Origin of the sequence: Streptomyces silaceus (assembly GCF_001419745.1) — a bacterium.
Classification (GTDB): domain Bacteria; phylum Actinomycetota; class Actinomycetes; order Streptomycetales; family Streptomycetaceae; genus Streptomyces; species Streptomyces silaceus.
This window is the reverse complement of the sequence record NZ_LIRJ01000078.1, coordinates 1-22,268: the sequence shown is the minus strand read 5'-3', so window position 1 is coordinate 22,268 and position 22,268 is coordinate 1. Positions and strand designations below refer to the sequence as shown.

Here is a 22,268-nt window from a genome sequence, read left to right as displayed (position 1 = left end):
CGACTTCAGCCTCTACTTCTTCGGCGACTACCCCGCACCCGACAGCTCCGTCGCCTACCAGCACCTCCTGCAGGCCGCCGAGTACGCCGACGAGCACGGTTTCCACGCCCTGTGGCTGCCGGAACGTCACTTCCATTCGTTCGGGGCACTCTTTCCCAACCCTTCCGTCCTGGCGGCCTCCCTGGCCACCCGCACCTCCCGCATACGACTGCACGCGGGCTCCGTCGTGCTGCCGCTGCACAACCCGATGCGGGTCGCCGAGGAGTGGGCGGTCGTCGACAACCTCTCCGGCGGACGGGTCGGGCTCGGCTTCGCCAGCGGCTGGCACTCCACCGACTTCGTCCTGGCGCCGGAGAACTACGGCCGGCAGCGGGACGTCATGTACGAACACCTCCACACCTTCCGCCAGCTGTGGGCCGGGCGTCCGGTGTCCCTGGCCTCGGGCGACGGCGGTCAGGTGGAGGTGAGCCTGCATCCCCGGCCCGTGCAGGGCGACGACGTCCCGCTCTTCGCCGCGGTGCTGTCCAACCCCGAGAGCTATGAGCGGGCCGCGCGCGCCGGACTCGGCATCGTCACCAACCTCATGGCCCAGAGCGTGGAGGACCTCGCGGCGAACGTCGCCCGTTATCGAGCCGCGCGTGCCGCCCACGGTCTCGACCCCGCGGCCGGAAGGGTCGTGGTCCTGGTCCACACGTATCTCGACCCCGACGGGGAACGCGCCCGGGAGGAGGCGCGCAAGCCGTTCTGCGACTATCTGCGCTCCTCGATCGACCTGTTCGACAACGCGGCCAACAGCCTCGGCATCGACGTCGACCTGCGGACCACCCACCCGGACGACCTCGACTACGTGCTCGACCTGGCGTACGAGCGTTACTGCGAGACCCGTGCCCTGATCGGCAGCTCCGCCGAAGTGCGCCCGGTCCTCGACTCGTTGACGGCCGCGGGTGTGGACGAGATCGGCTGCTTCATCGACTTCGGGGTCGCGCCGGACCGCATGCTCGGCGGGCTGCCCGAGCTCGACCGGCTGCGCACCGCGTACGCCGAACCCTGTACCAAGGCCGAAGCCGGCCAGCCCTCGGTCCTCCGTACCGCCCCCGTTTCTCATGCCGCTCCCGTTGCCCGTACCGCCCCGGTTCCCCAACCCGCTCCGGCTCCCCGTACCGCCCCTGCCACCCCGCTGCAGCGCCAGCTGTGGCTGCTCGACCGGATGCATCCGGGACGTCACACGTATTACGAGCCCAAGGCCCTCCTCATCGAGGGCCCGCTCGACACCGACGCGCTGCGGGTCGCCCTGCGGCAGGTCGTGGCGCGCCACCCCCAGCTGCGCACCGTCTTCCGTGAGCGGGACGGCGACCTCGAACAGGTCGTGCTCGACACCGTGGCCCTGCACTGCCCGGTGAGCGACCTGCCCGGCCTGAACGACACGGCCGCGCTGCTGCGGCTGCGGGACATCGAGGACGAGGCGGACTTCGACCTCGCCGTCGGCCCGCTGGTGCGCGCCCGGATCGGCCGGCTCGACGACGGGCGCCATCTGCTCTACCTCGTGGCCCACCACACGGTTCTCGACGCCTTGTCGACCCGCATCCTGTGCCGGGACCTGGCCGCGTACTACCGCGCCTGGCCGCGCATACCCACCGACCTCCCCGAACTGCCCCTGTGGCCCAGCGGTGCCCCGGAACCCGCTACAGCGGACGGGCTGGCCTACTGGACACGGGAGTTGGCGGACGCGTCCCCGCTGAACCTGCCCACGGACCGGCCGCGCTCGCCGGGGCACGAGGTGCGCGGAGCCACGCTGGTGCACGAAATGGACGCCGGGCTGCGCGGCGGCGTGCGTGGTCTCGCCCGGACCGAGGGCTGTACCGCGTTCATGGCGCTGCTCGGTGCGGTCGGCGCCACCCTGGGACGGTTCGCCGCGCAGGAGGACATCGTCATCGGTACGGCGGTCGCCAACCGGCCGGAGGACGCCCTCGACGTCGTAGGCATGTTCGTCGAGACCGTCGCGCTGCGGCTCGACCTGTCCGGGGGCATCGGCTTCCGGGACCTGCTGCACCGCGTCAAGGACCGCGCCGCGGCGGCCATGGACCACCGGGGCGTACCGTTCGACCGGATCGTGGAGGCCGTCAACCCGGATCGAGGCAGCGGCGCGAACCCGCTGTTCCAGGTCGCGATCGAGTACGAGGAGGAGCTCGGCCCCGTCTTCGAGGCTGCCGGTCTGAGCGCCGAGTTCCGCCAAGTGCCGCGCACCGAGACCCCGTTCGGCCTGGCCTTCTACTTCACCGACCATGCGGCGGGCATCCGCTGCACCGTCGAATACGATGCCGCCCTCTTCGACGAGTCGACGGTACGGCGGATGGTGGAGTACACCGAGCACCTGCTGCGCGGCGCGGTGGACGCTCCGGGCGCCGCCCTGTCCGAGCTCCTGACGCCGACCGCGCGGGACGAGCGGGACTTGGCCGGCTTCCAGGGCGAGCGCACGACGTCCGAACCCGCCACGCTGCACGGTCTCTTCGAGCAACAGGCCGCTCTGACACCGGAGGCCCTCGCGGTGGCCGGCGTGGGCGAACCGCTCACCTATGCGCAGCTGGACGCCGCGGCGAACCGTCTCGCACGGCGGCTGGCCGAACGGGGCCTCGCCCAGGGCAAGGTCGCCGCGGTCGGCGTGCCGCGCGGCCCCGGTCTGGTGACGGCGGTACTCGCCGTGCTCAAGTGCGGTGCCGCATACGTGCCGGTCGACCGTGCGCTGCCCGCCGAGCGCCGCGCCTTCATGCTGACGGACAGCGGAGCCGTCGTGGTCATCGCCGACCGGACGCTCGACAGCGCCCGGGCCGACGCCCTGCCGTGCCCGGTGCAGTGGCTCGACGATGTCGAGTCGAACGGCGAGGACGCGCCCCTCGACCGGACCGTGGACGCCGAGGACACCGCGTACTTCATCTACACCTCGGGGTCGGGCGGCCGCCCCAAGCCCGTCGCCGTCCCGCACCGTGGCCCGGTGAACCTGATCCGCTGGCAGCTGCGGACGCTCGGCGCGCTGCGGACCGTGCAGTGGGCGTCGGCGGGCTTCGACGTGAGCGTCCAGGAGATCTTCACCACCCTGGCCTCGGGGCAGGCCCTGATCACCCTCGACGAAGAGACCCGCTACGACCCGGCGGCGGTCGCGGCCCAGCTGCGCCGCTTCGAGGTGGAGCGCCTGAGCGTGCCGTTCACCCCTCTCAAGTACCTGGTACAGGAGCTCAAATCGGTGCCGTCTCTGCGCCAGCTGCTGATCGGCGGGGAGAAGCTGACGCTCACCCCCGAGCTGCGCGACCTGGCCGCACAGCGCCCTGACCTGGCGCTGCACAACCAGTACGGGCCCACCGAGGCGTCCATCATGGTCACCTCGCACCGGGTGGACCCGGCGACCGAGACCGTGGTCCCGATCGGACGGCCCATCGACAACGTCACGCTGACCGTGTGCGACGAGGCCGGCCGGCCGGTGCCGATCGGTGTCCCCGGCGAGCTCGTCATCGGCGGCATCGCCGTCTCCCACGGCTATCACGGCAATCCCGAAGCCACCGCGCGCAACTTCCTCGGCACGCCGGACGCGGACGAACGGCGCTACCGCACGGGCGATGTGGTGCGGTGGCGGGCCGACGGCGTGCTGGAGTACATCGGCCGCACCGACGACCAGGTGAAGATCCGTGGCCATCGGGTGGAGCCCGAGGAGGCCCAGTGGGCGCTCGGCCGCCTCGAAGGGGTGCGCGAGGCCGTCGTCCTGGCCCGCCCCGACGCATCCGGCGACACGGAACTCGCCGCCTTCGTGGTGCTCTCGCCGACGTACGCGCCCGGGAGCGACTGGAGTGCTCCGCTGCGGACCCAGCTCGCCGAGGTCCTGCCGCACTATCTGATCCCGCAGTCCTGGATACGCCTCGACCGGATTCCCCACGGCACGACCGGCAAGCTCGCCCGCGACGAGCTGCTCGCCCTGCGGACCGGCCCGACCGCCGCAGCAGAAGCGGCGGCGGACGGTGAACTCACCGAGCTGGAGCAGACGGTGCACAAGCTCTGGTCGGTCGAGCTGGGCGTCGACCCGATCGCGCCCGACCGCTCCTTCTTCGACGCGGGCGGCAACTCCCTCTCGGCGGTGCGCGTCCTGGAGCGCGTCTTCATGGAGCTCGGGCAGCGCATACCCGTGGCCGACTTCTTCGCCGCGCCCACGATCCGCGGGGTCGCGCAGTGGCTGACCACGGCACACGGCGAGGAGCGCTGACATGGGCTCACTCGATGGGCTCGACGAGCGGGAACTGCGCCGCCGCATCGGCGCACTGGTCGAGGACGTGCTCGGCGGCACGGCCGATCCGCAGGCTTCCTTCCTCGACCTGGGGCTCACCTCCTTGGCACTGATGCGGGTCAAGGCCCGCCTGGAAGCCATGCTCGGTCTCTCCCTCGACGACACCACGCTGTTCGAACACGGCAGCATCGCCGCGCTCGCCGCGCACCTCGCGCCAGGAGCGGACGACGGGCCCCAGGAGGTGGGGCCCGCACCGGTGGCCACCGACGGGCGGATCGCCGTCATCGGCATGGCGGCGCGCCTGCCGGGCGCGCCGGACCTGGCCACGTTCTGGAGGAATCTGCGCGCCGGCCACAGCAGCATCCGCACCCTGGCCACCGGACAGGCCGACGGGCGGGTACGGGCCGCGGGCGTCATCGAGGACGCCGAGTGCTTCGACGCGGACTACTTCGGGATGCCGCCGCAGGAGGCGGAGCTCACCGATCCGGCGCACCGGTTGTTCCTGCAGTGCTGCGTCCACGCGCTGGAGGACGGCGGGTACGCGGGCCAGGCCCATGGCCGCCGTATCGGGGTGTACGCGGGCGGCGGGATGAACCTGTACGGCCCCGGGCTGCCGTATCACGCACGGCACGGCATGGGCGGCGCCGGGCCCGCGGCGAACATCGCGGCGCAGATGCAGGGGCTGATCGGCGGCCAGCAGGACTTCCTCGCCACCCGGGTCGCCTACCGCCTCGGTCTGACGGGGGCCGCCGTCGCCGTCCAGAGCGCCTGCTCGACCGGGCTCGTCGCGGTGCATCTGGCCGCCCAGTCACTGCTGTCGGGCGAGAACGACCTCGCCCTGGCCGGGGCCGCGGCCGTGCATCTGCCCCAGGACGTGGAGTACGCGCACGACCCGGAGTTCATCCTGTCGCCGACCGGGGTGTGCCGTGCCTTCGACGCCGCTTCGGACGGCACGGTCGGCGGCAACGGCGTGGCCGCCGTGCTGCTCAAGCGGCTGGACTCGGCCCTGGCGGACGGCGACGATATCCACGCGGTGCTCCTCGGTTCCGCGGTGAACAACGACGGCGCCGCCAAGGCGGGCTTCACCGCGCCCGCCGTGCGGGGCCACACGGAGGTCGTCCGGCTCGCGCTGGCCCGCGCGGGCATCGAGGCGGACTCCGTCGGCCATGTCGAGGCCCATGGCACCGGCACGGAGCTCGGCGATCCGGTGGAGTTCGAGGCGTTGTCCCGTGCGTACCGCTCGCGGCAGGGCAGGACCGGGTTCTGTTCGCTGGGCTCCGTCAAGCCCGGCATCGGCCACCTGGACACGTGTGCCGGGATGGCGGGGCTCGTCAAGACCGTCCTGATGCTGCGGCACGGCACTATCGTGCCCACCGCGAACGTGACCCGGCCCAGTCCCCGGCTGCCCTGGGAGACCAGCCCCTTCCGGCTGGCCACGGCGGCCGCGGAGTGGCGCACGCCGCAGGGTGTGCCGCGCCGCGGCGGGGTCAGCGCGCTGGGCTTCGGCGGCACGAACGCCCATGTGCTCCTTGAGGAGCCGCCGGCCGCCTCGGCCCGCCCGCAGCCCGTCCACCCGCTCCCGGTTCCTCTGAGCGCGCGCTCGCCGGAGGCCCTGCGCGAGGTCGCCGCGCGGCTGCGGGACGAGCTGCGGGCCCGCCCCGGGCTCAGTGCCGCCGACGTCCACACCACGCTGGCCCTCGGCCGCACGCACCACGCCCACCGCGCGGTGGTGCACGGCCGGACCGCCACCGAGCTGGCCGACGGCCTCGACCGGTTCCTGGCACTGTCCGACGAGCATCTCCACTCCCCCGCCGGGCCTCTCACCTTCGCCTTCTCCGGGCAAGGTCATGCCGTCGCGGGCATGGCCCTGGAGCTGTACCGGCACTTCGACGTCGTACGCGACGTCCTGGACGAGTGCGAGGAGACGTACCGGCACGAGGAGTCCGGCAGTCTGCTCGACGTACTCCTGACACCTCCCCCGGGCGGCGCGGGACCGGTCACGCAGGCGGCCCAGTTCGCGCTGCAGATGGGACTCGTGCGGCTGTGGGGGCAGTTCGGGGTCGAGCCGGAGTGCGTGCTCGGGCACAGCCTCGGTGAGATCGCCGCGCTCTGCGCCGCCGGGGCCTTCTCGCTCGCCGACGGGCTGCGGTTCACCGTCGCGCGGGGCAAGCTCATGAACGCCGCCGCCCCCGGCCGCATGCTGGCCCTGAACGGCGACGCCGACACCGTACGCGGCGTGTGTGCCGGGCTCCCGGTGGAGGTCGCGGCGGTCAACGGGCCGCGCTCACTGGTGCTGTCCGGTGTTCCCGGAGCCATCGAGGCGGCCCAGCGGGCGCTGACGGCGCGGGACATCGCCTGCCGGCCGCTCGACGTCGACACGGCCTTCCATTCCTCGCTGCTCGACCCGGTGCTTCCCGCGCTGCGCAAGGCCGCCGAGTCGCTCACGTTCACACCCCTGCGGATGCCGTGCGGCGACAGTGCGCGGGGCGAGATGCTCCCGGCCGGGTCCGTCGTGGACGCGGAACACCTGGTACGGCAGGCGCGCGAGCCCGTGCTGTTCCAGCGGACGCTGGAGGCCGCGCACGCGCTGGGCCACGTCGACTTCCTGGAGGTCGGGCCCGCCGACGTGCTCACCTCGATGGCCCGCGTCGCGCTGCCCGGCAGCCACTGGACGGCGAGCCAGGCCCGGGACGCGACGGGGGTCGGTGCGCTGTTCGAGGCGCTGGCCGCACTGTACCGGCGCGGCCTGAGCCTCGACTGGGGCGCCGTGGGCGCGGGCCAGGGCGGGGGTGGCGGCGGCCGGGTCGGACTGCCCGGTTATCCCTTCCGCCGCGACGCCTACCCGGCGCCGGAGTTGCCCTGGCTCACCCGTGACCGGACGCCGTCGGCCCCCGCCGCTCGGCCACTCGACACCGCGGCTCACACCATCACCGTCACCGGCAGACAACAGCTCGCGTCCATGAATGAACTCGTCGACGGTGTCCACGACTTGATGACCGCACAGCTGCGCACGCTGTCCTCCCTCACCGGCGAGGCCCCGCAGTGAGCAGGGAAAGGACCTCGTACATGCACCGCACCGAAGGCCCCGTGGTTCTCGCACTCGACTATCCCGGATACCGGAAGGAGGCCCGGATCGACGATCTCGGCCTTGACCGGCACGGGGTCCAGATGCACGGCCTGCTGCGATCCCCACTGCCCCGGGTGGTGAGCGGCGCGGGCTACGCGGCCCGCCTGTTGGCGAACGTCCCGCCCGCGACGGGCCCGATAGCGGCGGTCGCGGCGTACTGTGCCTCGGCGCCGCTCGCCTTCGAGGTCGCCGCCGCGCTCGGCGGGGAGCCTCCGCTGGTCGTCCTGTTCGACGCCGAGGAGACGCCCCTGGACACGATCGCCGCGGACCACCGAGCGCGGCTCGGCGGCCTCGGCATCCAGCTCGGTGAGCGGGAGCTGAGCGAACGCGTGAAGGCCGTGACACTGGCCGAGGCCCCGGAGCGCCTCGTCGACGATCTCACCGGCGCACTGGACCGCGAGGCACACACGGCACTGCGCGCGGCCGGTGCCGACGAGGCGGAGGTCGCGGCGAGCGCCACACACATGGTGAGCGCGTACACGGACTGGCTCAGCCACCTGGTGGCGGCCCACCACGCGCGCACCACGCCCTGGGAGGGCGAGGTGCTGCGCCTGTTCTCCGCAGAGGCCGATCCGTCGGCCTTCTCCTGCACCGCCGAACGGCAGCGTGAACTGCGCCTGAGCTGCGACCGGTTCGAGTTGCTGAGGTCCGAGGAGACGCGCGCGGCCGTCCTCGATGCGCTCGGGCTCCCGAGCGCGCCGCTCACGGAGGAGAGGACCGAGCGTTGTCCGGCCGTGTAGTGGACTCGATCGCCGCCCAGGCGAGGCGCCGCCCCCGAGCGGCAGCCCTGGTCGCCCCGGACGGGGGGCTCGACTACTCCGGACTCGACTCCAAATCGGCCGAGTTGGCCGCTCATCTGCTGCGCCAGGGGGTGCGCCCCGGGGACGTCGTACTCATCCAGGCTTCTCGGGGAGTGGCCCTCGGCGTGGCCGTTCTCGCGGTACTCCGGGCAGGCGGGGCCTTCTGCGTGGTCGATCCGCAGTATCCGGCGGATCGCATCGAGCACATGTGGCACCGCAGTCGGGCCCGGTTCGCGCTGGTCGAGCCGGGGCTGCACACCCCGGACGTACCGCACGGGCCCCTCGCCCTCCCTCTCCCCTCGTACGCCACGTCGTCGGGCACCGTGCGCAACGAACCGATGCCCGCTCCGCCGAAGCCGGGCGCCGAGGATCCCGCGTATCTGGTCTTCACGTCCGGGTCCACCGGGGGCCCCAAGGCGATCTCCATGCCACACCGCTCCCTGGACAACCTGATCGAATGGACGCTGGCCAGTACGTCGCGGGAGCCACTGCGCACGCTGGCGTTCGCCCCGCTCGGCTTCGACGTGTTCGTCCAGGAGGTGCTCACCACCTGGAGCAGCGGTGGCTGTCTGTACGCACCGTCCGACGCGGAACGCGTCGACCTGCAACGCGTGTGGGAAATGTGCCGGGACCGGGAGATCCAGCGGCTCTTCCTGCCTCCCGTGGCGCTGCGCCGGCTCGCGGAGCTGACCGGCGAGTTCGGCATCCTGCCCGGCGCGTTGCGCGAGGTGGCGGTGGCCGGCGAGGCGCTGCGGATCACACCTGCGATCCGGGATCTCTTCCACCGGCTGCCCGCGGCACGTCTCCACAACCACTACGGTCCGGCGGAGACACATGTCGCGCTCGCCCACACGCTCCCCGGGCCACCGCAGTCGTGGCCGGACCTTCCTCCCATCGGGCGGCCGCTGCCCGGCATGACGGCCCATGTGGCACCGTCGGCGTCGGCGGAAGGCGGTGAGCTGTTGCTCGCCGGAGTCGGGCTCGCCCACGGATACGTACACGACCCTCGGCAGACCGAGGAGCGGTTCCGCAGCACATGGATCGACGGCCGGAGCGTACGCGCGTACCGCACCGGTGACCTGGTGCGCGAGCGGTCCGACGGAGTCCTGGAGTACCTGGGCCGGGCCGACGATCAGCTCAAGATCAGGGGCTACCGGGTCGAGCCCGGCGAGGTCGAGGCGACGCTGCTGCGCCACCCCGCCGTGCGCGAGTGCGCCGTGACGGCCTGGACCCCGCCCCACGGCGAGGAACAGTGGCTGGTCGCCCATGCCGTCGCCGCGCCTGCGCACACACCGGACGCGGATGAACTGCGCTCCCATTGTGCGGAGTCGCTGCCCGCCTACATGGTTCCGCAGCACGTGATGTTCTCATCCGGGCTCCCGCTCTCCCCGAACGGGAAGATCGACCGCCGCCGCCTTCCGGCCCCGGATGCCGCCGCTGACAACGTGGCCGTGCTCCCGGACCGCGGTGATGTGCGGTCGGCCGTCGCCGCCATCTGGTCGACGGTCCTCGGCATCGCCGACATACCCTCCGATCGACACTTCATGGACCTGGGCGGCACCTCGCTCTCCGCCGCGCTGGTCGTCACCCGCCTGCACCGCCGCTTTCATGTCCAGGTGTCCGTCCAGGAGTTCCTGTACGAGCCCACGGTGGACGCGGTCGCCGCGCTGATCACGGAACGAGCCGCAGCATGACCTCGCCGACCGGCCCCGACCGGGCCCGCGCACGCGCCGCCTGGCTCCGTGCCTTCCATGATGCCCGCGAGCAGGCCCGGACCCTGGTGTGCTTCCCGCACGCGGGCGGCACCGCGGGCCACTACTTCCCGCTCTCCGCGGCGCTCGCCCCCGACGTCCACGTATTGGCCGTGCAGTACCCGGGCCGCCAGGACCGCTGCGCGGAGCCCGCCTTCGAGGACCTCTCGCTGCTCGCCGACGAGATCGCCGGGCTACTCGCGGCAGCACGGCCGCCAGCCGCGCCCGTGCTGTTCGGACACAGCATGGGTGCCCTGATCGCCTTCGAGACGGCCGCCCGCCTGGAGCACCGCTACGGTGCCGCGCCCGCGGGGCTGATCGTCTCGGGCATGCAGGCGCCGTACCACCGCAAGGCTCCGCGGCTGTCGGGCGACGGCGAGGAGGCAGCCTTGGAGGCCCTCCTGACGCTCGGCGGCACCGACCCGGCGGTGCTGGCCCACCCCGAGCTGCGGGCGATGATCCTGCCGGCCCTGCGCAGCGACTTCAGGGCGTCCGCCGCCTACCGACCCGGCAGCAGCCCGTCGCTGCTGTCCTGCCCCATCGCCGCGTGGAAGGGCCGGGACGACGAGGTCGCCGAGAGCGATGTGGGGGCCTGGTCCGAGCACACCATCTCGGCGTTCCACACCCAGGACTTCGACGGCGGCCACTTCTATCTCGACGGCTTTCCGCCACCGATCGTGCAGGCGGTACGCACCGCGGTCATCCGACAGACCGGCTCACTCGCGCACTCACCGACCAGGACGGACACATGAAACTCCTGCTGCTGGCCGCCGGAACGTTCCTCATCGGCACCGACGTGTTCGTCATCGCCGGCATGCTCCCCCAGATCGGGGACTCGATAAACGTCTCCATATCGATGGCGGGACAGCTCATGACGGTCTTCTCCATCGGGTACGCCGTCCTCGGCCCGCTGCTCGCGGGCTCGCTCGGCCGCAGGCCGCCCCGGGTCGCCCTCGCCACGGCACTGACCGCCGTCGCCCTCGGCAACGCACTGTGCGCCCTCGCGGGATCGCTGCCGGTCGCCATGGCCGGACGGCTCCTCGTCGCCGCCGGGGCCAGCCAGTTCACTCCGCACGCGTGCTCGCTCGCGGCGAACCTCGCGCCGAAGGGCCGCTCGGGCAAGGCCCTCGCCACGGTCACCACCGGCCTGATCATGGGCTCGGTGGTGGGGGTGCCCGCCGGTACCTGGGCGGCGGACTCCTTCGGCTGGCGGCCCACCCTCGTGGCTCTCGCGGTGGCCACCGCCGCCGTGGCCGTACCCCTGGCAGCCGGACTGCGCGGCGTCGCCTCGGAGCACACCGCGGTCCGGCCGCGCGAGCGGTTCGCCGCCCTGCGCGGCCCCCAGGTACGCCTGGTGCTGACCGTCACGGTCTTCGCGGTGATCGCGGAGTACACCGTGCTGACCTACGCCGCCTCGGTGTTCGCCGAGGCCACCGACGCGGACGGCACCCGGCTCGCCGTGCTGCTGTTCGCCTTCGGGCTCGGCGGACTGGCGGGCAACGCCCTCGCCGGCGCCTCTATGGACCGGCCCGCGGGCCGCCGGCTCGTCCTGATCTCGATGGCCGGGATGACGCTGTCCTTCCTGGCGATGCCGCAACTCGACACCTCGTTCCCGGGCGCGCTCGTCATCATGGTCCTGTGGGGCGTCGTCGGCTGGATGTACGCCGCGCCGCAGCAGCACCGGTTGCTGCGCCTGGCCGGTCCGGCGGGCTCCCTGGCCGTGGCCCTGAACAGTTCCGTCATCTACGTGGGCGCCGCACTCGGCGGCGCGGTCGGCGGACTGCTCCTGGGCGAGGTGTCGCCACGCGCGCTCCCGCTGCTGGCGGCGGCGCTGTGCGCCTTGGCCGTGCTGACCGAGCTGTGGCTCCTGCGGAAGGACCGGCAGAGCGAGTCCGTGCCGGTGCCTACGTGATCAGTGGATCCGGCAATCCGCTCGCCATGATCACCCCTGAAGGGGAAACTGCCCGCATGGAGTTCCTCTGCTACCACCGTGACCGGCCCGGATCCCTCGCTCTCCGCGAGGAGTTGAACGAAGAGCATCTGGCCTATATGGACGGGTACGCAGAGGAGATGATCGCTCGGGGGCCGACCTTCACCGACGACGACGTACTCACCGGAAGCGTGCACATCCTGGACCTCCCCGATCCCGCTGCCGCCCGCGCGTTCGCCTTCGATGAGCCGAACTACCAGGCCGGCGCCTATCGGGACGTCCTGCTGCGACGCTGGCGCAACACGCTGGGACGCACCATGTGGGACTACCCCGGCGGCCGGACCGGAGGCAACCGCTATCTGGTACTCGGCCTCGCCACAGGCAGGCCCGCCGACCTCGACCTGCCGTCCGACCGGGACGCACTGATCGCCTACGGCCCTCTGCTGTCCGACGACGGCGCCACCTGGCTGGGCACGGCGGCGCTGATCCGGGCACAGGCACCGGACGCGGCGCGCACGATCCTGACAGCGGACCGCTACGCCGACATCGAGGTGCACAACTGGCAGTTCGGCGGGCGGCCGTCATGAACGGTCTCCGGTCGTGCCGAAGACAGGGCCCAAGCCTCTCAGGACGGCGGGTCCGGGTCACGCGCCGCGGCGGCTCCGGCATGGTGGTTCCGCCAGGCCTGAATCAGCTGGCCCAGGCGCCGGGCAGGGGTCTCACTCGGGACGAACAAGACCACCACGACCAGCACCAGAGCACTCGCCGTGAGCCCCGCGATCACCCAGCCCGGCGTGCCGCCACCCACCACGGCGGGCACGGAAGCCGCCGCGGACCCCAAGAGCGCCCCGACGCGGCCCACCCAGCTCACCGTCGGCGTTCCCGCCGGACAGGACGGCGCAGCGTCAGGGACAGCCGGGGTGTGCCGAGCAGCACTCGGGCGGTGAAACGGATGCGGGTGCGGCGATTGGGGAGTGCGGCCAGTTCCGCGTGCCATTCCTCTCGCCATCGAGCCCGCTGCGCGCCCGGAAGCACCAGCGTGAGCAAGGACAGCATGCGTGTGGTGACGGCGAACGCGGCGGGTGTCGGCTGGAGCACAGCCGCGGAAAGATCGTGCAGTTCCCGGCTCACGCCGGTCAGCCCCGCCGCACTGGCCAGCGGTGCGAAGACCTGGATGGTCTCGCGGGCCTTGCCGAGCTGCTTGGCCGGGGCGACGAACGCGATCGTACGCATGTTGTGAAGCCGGTCGGCGAGGCGAATGGCCAGTACGGCTTCCTGGTGCGTCGGGTGGGTCACCGGCCCTGCGGTGTCGAAGTCGAGGTCACCGGGCCGGATCGCACCAAGCTCAACGACGCGTACATCCGCTATCAACTGCGCGACGTCCGGGCCGAACTGCTCGGCCACATGGCGCGGCGGGCACAGCGTGTCCTCGATGTCGTGGAGCAGGGCCGCACAGACCACGTCCGGCGGCATGCCGATGTCGGCGACGATCGCGGCTACGGCGAGGCAGTGCGTCAGGAAGGGGTCGCCGTTGCGGCGCGTTTGCCCCTCGTGCCAGCGGGCGGCTTCGTCGTGGGCGTACGTGATGAGCGAGGCGTCCGCGCCGGGGTGGTGCGCACGGACGCTGCCCAACACGCCGTCGAGCGACGGACTGCCGCCGTGGCGCATGCGGGGCCGAGGCACTAACCGGTGCCGGGTCCTCATGACACTCCCCCATCGCCGACCGGATGTACGGCCGCCCAGCCCGGCAGGGGCTGCTTGCGGGCGCGGTAGGCACGGGCGAGTGCCAGCCGTGCCTGTTCGGCGCCGTCCTTGGTGATCCGGTAGAAGCGGCGGCGCGGGCGCCCGGCCTCCTCGTGTACGGCGGGGTCCTCCCAGGTGCTCTCGGCCCAGCCGACCTGTTCCAGACGGGCAAGGATCGGATAGATCGTGCCCGACGGCAGCCCCGCAAGCTCGCACAGCTCCAGGCCGTAGCGTTCCTTGGCGGGGTCCTCCAGCAAAGCCCGCAGGACCAGTTGGGTCTGCAGGGTCATGCGCAAGCTACCCATACTCGTACTCTACATAGCACATATACGAGCTGTACAGGGCCAGTTACTGCGAGGGACGCGGGGCGACCGCAGATGTTCGTGGAGGACCGCGAAGGCCGTGAACGCGAGCGGGAGGGTCACCGCCGCGGCGACCAGGATCCCGACGACGGGGGCGAGGATGCCCGCGTAGTACGCGGCGAAGAAGTTTCCCGTGGCCCCTTCGAGGAGGGCCCGTACGAGAGGACGCAGCGGCAGGGCCAGCTGCGTCACCAACCGGAGCAGCCCGGCGGTGAGCGCGAACAGCGGAACGGCGAGAGCGAGGACGCGGACCGTTCCCGCACGCGCCACGGCTGCGGCGAGCAGCGGCAGGGGCCACACGATCAGGCCGCGCAACGCGTACGCGGCGAGCACCGGCCGCAGGCGCGCCAGGGTCGTGGCACGTGACCGGTCCGCTTGCGGGGGCCCTTCGGTCCCCGCTGCGAACGCCTGGGAGCACACGCTCTGCAGGGCGGCGCTGCCGATACCGAGGGGGACCAGGAAGAGCGGGAGCGTCCAGACGGCGACCAGTGCCAGGTCCATGTGGTCGTGCAGGTACGGGTTCTCAAGGTGGTGGTACCAGATACGTTGGTTCCGCATGTGCGTGAAGACGGGCCAGGCGAGCGCGAATATCGCGGCCGTCATCAGCAGCCCGACCAGTCCGGACAGACCGACGACACGCGCCGTCGCACTCGCCAGAATGCGCCGGTGCCGCCGCAGAACGGTGAGCACGGTTGCGGTGACGCCGTGTTCCGAACTCCCGGCTGCTACTGACGTCGTGCGGACTTGCTGTGTCGGCATGGAGCGAGCCTTCTGTACGTTCCGGTTCCGTTCCCCGCAAGGACGCCGAGCGAACCGAACGCGGTTCTCCACACGTGTGACCCGACCGTTCCAGAGGCCTGGTCAGCCGTCTCGCCGCCTCAGACGCCCTCCTTGTGGCCGTTCCCGACGAGCAACTGCTCCATGCTCTTGTGGGCGGGAGCGGCTTTGGAGTTGCTCTCGTCGTGGAAAAGCCTGAGGTACTGGAGGAGGGTGCCCACACACATGTCGCGTCCGTCGTACTCCGCGTTGTCGACGAGTCGGTAGTCCCTCGAGATTTCCCTCGTCTGTCCGTCCGGACCGGTGTACAAGGGGTGCCAGATCAGCTTCACGTTCGGATTCAGGCGCTGGATCAGCTGGAGGTGCGGGACTTCCAGCCTGATGAGGATGCTGTCGGGAGAGTAGGCCCGCACGAAGATGTGCACGGGGCCGGTGGCGAGAGACACGAAGGCCTTGGAAAGGATGCTCCACATCGGCCCGGTCAGCTTCCAGTCCGGATGCATTTCCAGGACGTTGAGCACGCTGCCGATCCGGGTCCGCGCCAGCGGTGTGTGGCCCTTCTCGTAGGCGTAGTCGTTGACCTCGATACCGCCGGCCCACAGGGCCATGGTGGGCGTCTTGATCTCCAAATGCTTGGTCATGAGCTCGACGAACTCCTGGTACCACGTGTTCGTCGCACGGATCTCGCGCTGCTCCTGACGGTCACTCGTCCTCGCCGCGGCCTCGTCGTTCAACGCGCCCTGCGAGTCGATCCCACCGAGCAGGAGTTGCCAGGCGTCGTCGGCATCGGCCTGGGGAATGCCCGCGGCCTTGGTCAGTTCCTGGTACGTCCCCCACTCGGGGTGCTCCGTGGGCCTCGTGGCGTAGTGCTCGTTCAGGGCGCCCGCCTGGCGCTGCACCCAATGGGTCGCCGCCGCGTTCCCCGCGCGCCGCTGAAGCGCGGCCATACCGGTGAGGGGCGCCCCGCGCCCGGCAGCGGCCTGCGGCGTCGTCTGCGCCTCCGGGGCTCTCCGATGCTCGCGCATGCTGTTGCCGTCCTTCCGGTCGATGCCACCGAGCCTAGGGCGGCAGCAGTGAACGGACGAGGTACGGGAGGGCAGCCCCGAGGGCACGAACACCCTCCGAAGGACAACGCGTTGGAGATCGCGCCATCGCCTCCGCACAGCGGGCTGTGAGGCGTGAGGTCTCGGCACCGGCTGCCGAGACCTGCCGTCAAGCCTCGGCAGCTGTACTCGACAGTCCGCCGCTCGGCAGAGGAGGACACGACCGCGGTCCGACGCCTGCCGGTGCCCTTGCGCGCCAGTGTGGAACACATGTTGAGAGTGAATGCATTGCCGAATGTGCCGCGCTGGGCGCGGCGCGCCGCCGTGGGCGCCGCGTTGACCAATGTCCCCTCTGGGCTGTGGCGCCTGGCCATCGCGGTGGGCCTTCCGGTCGGACTGGCCCAGTCCGAGTACGACCACGTGCATGCCCCTGGCTGGGGGTCGTTCTACCTACTCGGTCTCAGCCTGGCCTCGGAGTTCTTCGCGTTGCTCGCCCTCGGGCTCGTACAGAGCTGGGGCGAGACCTGGCCGCGCTGGATCCCGCTTCTGCGTGGGCGTCGAGTCCCGGTCCTGCCGGCCACCATCGTGGCGGGGCTCGGCGCTCTGGCCACGACGATCTACGGTGCGTTGTTCGTCTACACGTCGATCAACGCGGACATGGAGGCAACGACCTGGGGCACATGGCTGCTCAACATCGCCTACGCGCCGCTGCTCCTGTGGGGTCCGCTGCTGGGCATGGTCACGGTGCACTACTACCGTCGCCGCACGACTGTCTCGCCGGTACCGGCGTCAGCGTCTGACGACTGTCGCGACACGCGCTGTTCAAGGCCGTCGAGGATGAGGCCGAGACCCGCCTCGAATGCCGCCTCGTGATCGAGCGCGGGGACGCCGTCCGGCAGGCCTTCGCCCCCCTGCTGATCCACGTCGGCCTGCTCCTCCAGTACGCAGCCGACCGTGTAGCGGCCGGCGGCCAGCATCGCCATCTGCGCCTCCCGCTCGGGCACACCGGAGGTGACCAGGAAGGACATCTTGCGGCGGATCCGGTCGAGGTCACCGGTCGGCGTGCAGCCGGCGTGCAGCCGTGCGCCGTCCCGGCGCATCAGCAGCGTCCGCCGGAAGCTGCGGGTGTTCTCCAGGAACCATGCGCGCCAGTCGTCCCCGGGGGAGGGCAGCGGCGCCTTGGCGTGCGGGGCCATGGCCGCCGCCGCCATGGCGGCGAGGAGGTCCTTCTTGGTCTTGAAGTGGTAGTAGAGCGACGGCTGCTCGACGCCGAGGCGCTTGGCCAGCCGCCGGGTGCTGACGGTTTCCAGGCCCACCTCGTCCAGCAGACCCAGCGCCTCGGTGACGACGGTCTCACGGTTCATCTTGGTCACGTTGACAATCTATCGGTGATAGAAGAATCTGGAAAGAAATCAATCACCGATAGAATGTGAGGTGTCCGGACGTGACGGACAAGCTCGCGAAGCGTTCACTGCGGATACTGGTCGCCGGGGGTGGCGTCGCCGGACAGGCGCTGGCCTTCTGGCTCACCCGCGGCGGCCACCAGGTGACGGTCGTCGAGCGCTTCCCTGCGCTGCGCGCCTCGGGGGCGCAGGTCGACCTGCGCGGACAAGGCATCGAGGCGGTCGAGCGCATGGGCCTGCTGGAGAGCGTGCGCAGCCGGCTGGTGGACGAGGCGGGCGTCGCGTTCGTCGACTCCCGCGGGAAGCCGAAGGCGACCATCATGGCCAACACATCCGGCAAGGGCCGTCAGACCCTGACCTCGGAGTACGAGATCATGCGCGGCGACCTCGTCCGCATCCTCCACGACGCGACAAAGAACGACACCGAGTACGTCTTCGGCAAGGGCGTCGACGGCTTCGACCAGGATGAACACCGCGTCACCGTCCACTTCTCGGACGGGACATCCGGCGAGTACGACCTGCTGGTCGGCGCCGACGGACAGGGCTCGCGCACCCGCCGGGCACTGCTGCCGGAAGGCTTCGATCCGTACTGGCGCGTCGGCATTCACATGGCCTACTGGTTCGTCCCGCGCATCGCCTCCGACAGCACCATCCGCGACACCTACATGGTTCCGGGCGGCCGCCAGATCATGCGGCGCAGCCATAACTCCACCGAGACTCAGGTGTACTTCGTGATGCGCGAGGAGTCGGCGGAAGCCTCCGCCATCCACCGTGCCCCCGTCGAGCAGCAGCAGAAGTTCTGGGCCGACCGGTTCCGCGGCGCCGGCTGGCAGACCGAGCGCTTCGTCGAAGGCATGAAGAACAGCCCGTTCTTCTACTCCCAGGAGATCGCCCAGGTACGCACCGACACCTGGTCCAAGGGCAGGGTGGTCCTGGCCGGTGACGCCGCGCACTGCGCCTCCCCCTACAGCGGCATGGGGATCTCCGGCGGTCTGGTCGGCGCGTACGTCCTGGCCGGTGAGATCAACCGGCACGCGGACGACCTGCCCACCGCACTCGCGAACTACGACCGGGTCCTGCGCCCCTTCGTCGACAGGATCCAGGCCGAGGTGAACCCCCGCGTCCTGCGTATGGGCATGCCCATGAACAAGCACGCGATCAGCGCCTTCCAGAACGCGACCGCGCTGGCCTGCTTCTTCCACATCCCCGACCTGGTCGCGCGGTTCTCGAAGGAGGACCGCGGGGGTGACTGGCAGTTGCCGGCCTACGCCGACGCGCACGCCGCGTAAGCCCTCCTAGCCTTCCCGCCCCCGCCCTGGCAGTCACCCGCGCCGCGCACCCTGAAGCAGCGCACTGCTCCGGAGCCCTGCACTCGGCCTACAGCTCGATCTCGATGTGCTCCACGTCGGTGAACTCCACTCCGAGGCCGTGCGCACGTGTGTTGTTGGCGCGGAAGTACATCTGCGCGAGGCCCTCGGCGGCGATGTGCTGGAGCTGCTGCTCGGTGGCGCCCTGCTCCCGCGCGGTGAACAGCTGATCCGCGAACTCCGGCGGCAGGGCCTGGGTGATGTCGCGGATCCGGGCATCATCCGTCGTGCCCGGCGCGGCGGTGAACCCGAACCTCGCGCGGGTGGAGACGACCAGGCCGTCGGTGGAGGACGCCTTCTTCCTCGCCTTGGCCCTCACCTGCGGCTGCCACCGCTTCTTGACCTCGCGCTCCATACGGCCGCGCAGCTCTTGCCGGGGCCGCTTCAACTTGCCGGCGACGTAACGCTCCACGGTGCGTTGAGAGACGCCGAGCGCCTGCGCGACGGCCTTCGTGCCCTTGAGCTGCTTGACCAGATACTTCATCTGCGCCTGGGCGCTCTGCGGGATGCGGCGGGTGAACGCCCCTTGCAAAGCGCGGTCCAGGCCGTCACCGAGCGAGTCCGTCATGACCGGCTACTCCCCTTCGCCGACGGCCGGGTCGTTCTTGATGAGGTTGGCGACGTTGAAGACGCCACCGTGCTCCTCGAACTGCTCCTCGGCCCACAGGACGGTCTGGGTGCCCTGATGCTTGACCATGCCCGGCGAGACGCCGAGCCGAAAGCCGCCCGGCACAGGCTTGCCCTCGGGTGTGTGCGGCAGGACGTCCAGCGGGGACGGGCCGGGCGAGGGGTAGACGACGGCGTCCGTGCCGATCGCCACCGGGTAGAGGTCGGCCGCCGCGGCGGTCTTCATCAGCTTGCGGTGGATGCCGATGCGCTGGTTGGCGAGCACGGCGGCCCGGATGTCGGGCCGCCACGTCTCCCGGGCGAGTGCCGGCCACGGTTCGTAGTGCGGGACCTGACCGCGATTGCGCTGCCGCAGCTTGCCGATGCCGCCCTTCGCCGTCGCCTTGATCGCACCCGCCAGGAGCGCCATCGTCGGGTCGACGCTCTTGGAGCGGGCCATCGCCTCCAGGAACTCCTGGCCGCCCAGGTCGGTGGTGACACCGAGGTCGGCCATCGTGTGTACGTACGCGTCGCGCAGCCGCTTGTACCAGCCGTCCAGGTAACGTCCGGTCTGGGTACGGACGTACGCCTCGATGGGCGCGACGTCGAAGCCGAGCTCCACCGCGTACTGGACGGTGGGCGTGGCGTACCAGGCCGGTCCGACGGGGCGGTCACCCGTCGGCGTGAAGGGCGACGGGAGCCGGTCGCCGTCGACCGTCCGGCCTCCGACGTCCACGCGGGACAGGTCCACGTGGGACAGGTCGACCAGCCACGAACCGGGCAGCGCCGCATCGAAGTTCGGGTTGCCGGTCAGGTGGGTCGGCCCGTTCAGACCGACGGTGACGCCGTTCGCGGCCGCGGCGAACGACATGTTGACGTCGACCGCGACCAGGAACTGGCGCATGCACTCCTCGTCGCTCAGCGGCCGACACCAGTCGTAGGGCTCCTCCATCAGCATCTCGGCCGGGGTACGCAGGTGGTGCCGGGCGAACTTCCCCTTCAGCAGGGGGTGTTCGTCCGGGACCTCGCACTCCACCACGTCGTACACGGCCGTGAGCGCGTCGGGGTTGAACGCGCGCTTGAACTCACCGGTGGAGGCGTCCTTCTCCGCGCGGGTCGGGGGGCGCAGCGCGACCATGAGCTCCAGGCCGGTGACCGCGGTGGTGCCGCGTGGCGTCATCACCCGCTGCGCGTAGGAGCCCAGGTAGCGGGCAAGGTCGGCCGGGTGCATCGTCGGCAGGACCGGGGCGGCCTTGTTGTCCCACTCACGGACGTCCAGGGCGTTCCAGGCGGGGATGCACAGCTGAACGCAGTTGCGCCGGGACCCTTCGGCCGGGCGGTAGACCCGCGCCCACGGCCCGAAGCCCCGCTGGGTCAACTTCCAGTCGGCCTTGGCCAGTTGCTTGACCGCCTTGTGGCCGTCCGGGAGCCGGCCGGCGCGCCGCTCCTCCTCCGACAGCGAGGCGGGCAGACCGTAGCGCTCCAGCGCGGCCGCGGTGAGAACGAGGACCGGGTCGGCGTCGCGGCCGTTGCGGTGCAGGCGGGCCTGCCCGAGCCGGGCCTCGGTGAGCGTCCACTCGATCAGCGCGGGCAGCGACTTGGCGGGCACGTCCAGGACCAGGCCGCCGACGCAGTACGCGAAGACCTGCCCGCCCTCGGCGTCGACCACGGCCAGGGGGCCGTTCGCGAACCGCGGGTCGGGCGCCGCCAAGGGGGCGGCTGGGCTCTTCGCCGTTCTCTTCGGCGAGGGGCGGCGGGACGACGGCGACTTGACGGACCTCGAAGCTGGACGCGGCGAGGTGGCGGCGGCGGTCGGGGCCGGGGTCGACGGGCCGTCAGAAACCTCCGGCGGAGATACGCGCTGCCCGCCGTCACTGGCAGGAGCGGCAAACGTCGGAGTGGGCGGCGTCGGTTCACCCTGGTCGGGGACCGGGGCAGGGAACCGCGCGGCGAGGCCCTCCAAGAGCCGGGCGTAGGCGGCACGCTTCGGCGGGCGCGGTTCGGTCTTCCCGCTCTCCCAGTTGCCCACCGCCTCGCGTCGGGCGTCCAACGCCGCGGCGATCTGGGCCTGGCTCAGCCCGGCCGCCTCTCGCAGCCGCTTGCGCTCGGCAGGCACCGGCAGATCCTCCTGCGCGACCTGCTCCAGCAGCGCATCCACCGCATCGAACAGCTGATCCTCCGCGGGCACAGCGCTCACCTCCAACGGCACAGTACACAGAGCCCACATCAAAACGCATGTTGAATCGCTCGTGGATCGCGCATCGGAGTGAGGGATGCTGTCGCACCCGGCCCGGAGGGACCACGGAGCCATCCACCGGATCGGCCGCCCGGGGACTCCCGCTCACGCCGGACGGGAGAGCTGCTCACGCACCCATGCCGGATCGGGATTGGTGTGAGGCCGGCCCGCCACGACGACGGTCGGTACGGTCTCGTTGCCCTCATTGGCCGACCGCACCTCCGCCGCTCCAGCCGGGTCACGCCATATGTCGACCCAGTGCAACTGGCGGGCTCTGGAACCCAGCCGGATGCGCAGCCGCAGACAGAACATGCAGCCCGGCCGCCAGTACACGACAGGCCGCCCGTCGGCCGCGCTACGGCGCTGCGCCTCCAGCGCACCGATCGACCTCGGGAACACCAGAGGCGAGGTCGCAGCTGCCAGCAGTACGAACACCAACAGGAACGCCACGGCCGCACCGAGAGAACCGTTGAACATCTGCACAGCAGCAACGGCTGAACCGCAGACCACCAACAGCACCGGCAAACCCCAAGCACGCCTCATGGGAACGAAGCGTACCGAGGAAGGGCCCACCTGGGACGACTGCGCACTGACCGTCGAACGCCACGGCCAGGTCACCACGTAGGGCGACAACGCACGAGTCCCACCCCGCCTGAATGGGATGGGACTCGATTCGAGAGCGCCGGGCAGGCCTTGCACCTGCATTTCCCCGCAGGAAGCGGGGCGTCTTTCCTTGGACCACCAACGCACGCTCAGCCACCGGTAGTGCGGCGACCAGCTCAAGATCAAACATAGCACGCGTCGGACGGGCAATGTGCCCGTGCCGATGCCGGTTTCGGTGTCGGTGTCGGTGTCG

The 22,268-nt window shown here is 71.2% G+C and carries 16 protein-coding genes; 8 read left to right on the top strand and 8 right to left on the bottom strand.

From position 1 onward, the window contains the following. From AOK22_RS09155 to AOK22_RS09125, 7 genes are all read left to right on the top strand, one after another. A partial coding sequence (locus AOK22_RS09155; RefSeq protein ID WP_157872205.1) for a non-ribosomal peptide synthetase occupies positions 1-4,246 on the top strand: 4,246 nt, incomplete at its 5' end. A gap of 1 nt (position 4,247) precedes the next feature. After that, positions 4,248-7,313 (top strand): type I polyketide synthase, encoded by a 3,066-nt coding sequence (locus AOK22_RS09150; RefSeq protein WP_055698101.1) that lies wholly within the window; start codon positions 4,248-4,250, stop codon positions 7,311-7,313. Positions 7,314-7,333: 20 nt separating this feature from the next. After that, positions 7,334-8,134: a hypothetical protein gene (locus AOK22_RS09145; protein WP_055698100.1), complete on the top strand. Its 801-nt coding sequence runs from the start codon at positions 7,334-7,336 to the stop codon at positions 8,132-8,134. Continuing rightward, positions 8,119-9,888, top strand: coding sequence for a non-ribosomal peptide synthetase (locus tag AOK22_RS09140; RefSeq protein WP_079036453.1), 1,770 nt, complete (start codon positions 8,119-8,121; stop codon positions 9,886-9,888). Before AOK22_RS09145 ends, AOK22_RS09140 begins: the two co-directional genes overlap by 16 nt. Continuing rightward, entirely contained in the window at positions 9,885-10,697 is an 813-nt protein-coding gene (locus AOK22_RS09135) for a thioesterase II family protein (protein ID WP_063795222.1), read from the top strand. The genes AOK22_RS09140 and AOK22_RS09135 overlap by 4 nt, the downstream gene beginning before the upstream one ends. Next, entirely contained in the window at positions 10,694-11,857 is a 1,164-nt protein-coding gene (locus tag AOK22_RS09130; RefSeq protein ID WP_055698098.1) for an MFS transporter, read from the top strand. The genes AOK22_RS09135 and AOK22_RS09130 overlap by 4 nt, the downstream gene beginning before the upstream one ends. Positions 11,858-11,913: 56 nt before the next feature. After that, positions 11,914-12,462: a YciI family protein gene (locus tag AOK22_RS09125; protein ID WP_055698097.1), complete on the top strand. Its 549-nt coding sequence runs from the start codon at positions 11,914-11,916 to the stop codon at positions 12,460-12,462. A 280-nt stretch (positions 12,463-12,742) separates the two neighbouring features. Here AOK22_RS09125 and AOK22_RS09115 read toward each other — a convergent pair whose 3' ends face one another. From AOK22_RS09115 to AOK22_RS09095, 5 genes are all read right to left on the bottom strand, one after another. Further along, positions 12,743-13,543: an HD domain-containing protein gene (locus AOK22_RS09115; RefSeq protein WP_055698095.1), complete on the bottom strand. Its 801-nt coding sequence runs from the start codon at positions 13,541-13,543 to the stop codon at positions 12,743-12,745. A gap of 32 nt (positions 13,544-13,575) precedes the next feature. Then, entirely contained in the window at positions 13,576-13,923 is a 348-nt protein-coding gene (locus AOK22_RS09110; protein ID WP_237773151.1) for a PadR family transcriptional regulator, read from the bottom strand. A gap of 9 nt (positions 13,924-13,932) precedes the next feature. After that, on the bottom strand, positions 13,933-14,739 hold the full coding sequence (locus AOK22_RS09105) for a hypothetical protein (protein ID WP_244164724.1): 807 nt from the start codon (positions 14,737-14,739) through the stop codon (positions 13,933-13,935). A gap of 119 nt (positions 14,740-14,858) precedes the next feature. Continuing rightward, positions 14,859-15,782, bottom strand: a complete 924-nt coding sequence (locus tag AOK22_RS09100; RefSeq protein ID WP_055698092.1) for a hypothetical protein — start codon at positions 15,780-15,782, stop codon at positions 14,859-14,861. Positions 15,783-16,552: 770 nt separating this feature from the next. Next, positions 16,553-17,164 (bottom strand): TetR/AcrR family transcriptional regulator C-terminal domain-containing protein, encoded by a 612-nt coding sequence (locus tag AOK22_RS09095; RefSeq protein ID WP_055698104.1) that lies wholly within the window; start codon positions 17,162-17,164, stop codon positions 16,553-16,555. Positions 17,165-17,244: 80 nt separating this feature from the next. On the opposite strand from AOK22_RS09095, the gene AOK22_RS09090 reads away from it, so the two are divergent. Next, entirely contained in the window at positions 17,245-18,492 is a 1,248-nt protein-coding gene (locus tag AOK22_RS09090) for an FAD-dependent monooxygenase (protein WP_107101900.1), read from the top strand. A gap of 88 nt (positions 18,493-18,580) precedes the next feature. Here AOK22_RS09090 and tpg read toward each other — a convergent pair whose 3' ends face one another. The 3 genes from tpg to AOK22_RS09075 form a co-directional block, all read right to left on the bottom strand. Further along, positions 18,581-19,138 (bottom strand): telomere-protecting terminal protein Tpg, encoded by a 558-nt coding sequence (tpg, locus tag AOK22_RS09085; RefSeq protein WP_055698091.1) that lies wholly within the window; start codon positions 19,136-19,138, stop codon positions 18,581-18,583. A gap of 6 nt (positions 19,139-19,144) precedes the next feature. Further along, a complete protein-coding gene (gene tap / locus AOK22_RS09080; protein ID WP_055698090.1) occupies positions 19,145-21,403 on the bottom strand; it encodes a telomere-associated protein Tap in 2,259 nt (752 codons plus the stop codon). A 114-nt stretch (positions 21,404-21,517) separates the two neighbouring features. After that, positions 21,518-21,955 (bottom strand): glutaredoxin domain-containing protein, encoded by a 438-nt coding sequence (locus AOK22_RS09075; protein ID WP_055698102.1) that lies wholly within the window; start codon positions 21,953-21,955, stop codon positions 21,518-21,520. Between the last annotated feature and the right edge of the window lie 313 nt (positions 21,956-22,268).